The 1,418-nt window shown below is 44.9% G+C and carries 1 protein-coding gene; it reads left to right on the top strand.

Translation table 11 applies throughout. The features are described from left to right. Positions 1-333 precede the first annotated feature (333 nt). Positions 334-1,418: biotin synthase BioB (bioB, locus tag ACS8FD_RS14505; RefSeq protein WP_439276375.1), on the top strand; the 1,085-nt coding region annotated here is incomplete at its 3' end.

Here is a 1,418-nt window from a genome sequence, read left to right as displayed (position 1 = left end):
CCCTACTATTCCAGAAGACTATAAACCTTACATCCAAAAAGCAAAACCTTATGCTTATAAAGCGCAGCAATTTGCCAATCATTGGATTGGTGTCGCTAAGCACAAAGTCGGTAAATAATACATGGTACCGTTAAAAAGACAGTCTGTATTTACAAGGTTATGGCCATTAGCCTGTCTTTAAACGCTATCTGTTAATGTTGTTAATAGCGTTCTGATTTTATGAAAAGGTTGCGGTATACTACGGTTATCGCAACCTTTTTTATTGTCTTATTATCAGATGACTATTCTAGCTTATCTGATTTTGTCTCATCTTATCTTGAAAGGACTTAACCCATGGCAGGACTGCTTTCTATCCAAGAACCTAACCATCAAACCAACAATAATACTAACATTGACTCGCATTCCACATCCAGCTTACGGTCGGCGGGCAGCGCAACCACAGCAACAAATACCTCGGCAGTCAAATACAGTCGTGAACACATTGCGCAGCTGTTTGATCTACCCCTGATGGATCTATTATTACAAGCACAAACCATCCACCGTCAAAACTTCGAGGCTAATGAAGTGCAAATTAGCACCTTATTATCCATTAAGACAGGCAACTGTCCTGAAGATTGTGGCTATTGTTCGCAGTCAGGTCACCATCGGGATAAAACCAAACTTCAAGCAGAAAAACGCTTAGAAGTTGATAAGGTGATTGCAGCGGCCAAACGCGCTAAAGCCAGTGGCTCATCGCGGTTTTGTATGGGTGCTGCATGGAAGCATCCGAGTGCCAAAGACATGCCTTATGTGGTCGAGCTGGTCAAAGAAGTCAAAAGCTTGGGCCTTGAGACTTGTATGACGCTTGGTATGCTAAACCCTGATCAAGCCGCTCGATTGGCTGATGCAGGATTGGATTATTATAATCACAATCTAGACACCTCGCGCCGTTACTACGAAGAAGTAGTCAGTACGCGTAGCTATGATGAGCGGCTCGATACACTAACGCACGTACGCGACTCGGGTATCAATGTCTGTAGCGGCAATATTGTGGGTATGGGTGAGAGCCGTGATGATCGCATAGATTGGGTACATGAGTTACTTAAAATGCCCAAAGCACCCGAATCTATTCCTGTTAACTTGCTCGTCCCGATCGCAGGCACTCCAATCGGTGATAAAGTACTGGCAGAGGGTGAGCTATCGGTGCTGGAATGGATTCGCACGATTGCGGTAACACGTATCTGCTGTCCGAGCAGCTATGTACGTCTATCTGCTGGACGCGAAAGCTTATCCGACGCTGAGCAGGCTTTGGCCTTTATGGCAGGTGCCAATTCATTCTTTTATGGTGATAAGCTATTAACGACAGGCAATGCTAGCCAGTCTAATGATAACAGGCTTATGCGAGAGCTTGGCTTGACTGCACAAATTGCAGCACCAAG

Source organism: Psychrobacter sp. 1U2 (assembly GCF_051847575.1).
This window is presented reverse-complemented; position numbering and strand designations above follow the sequence as displayed.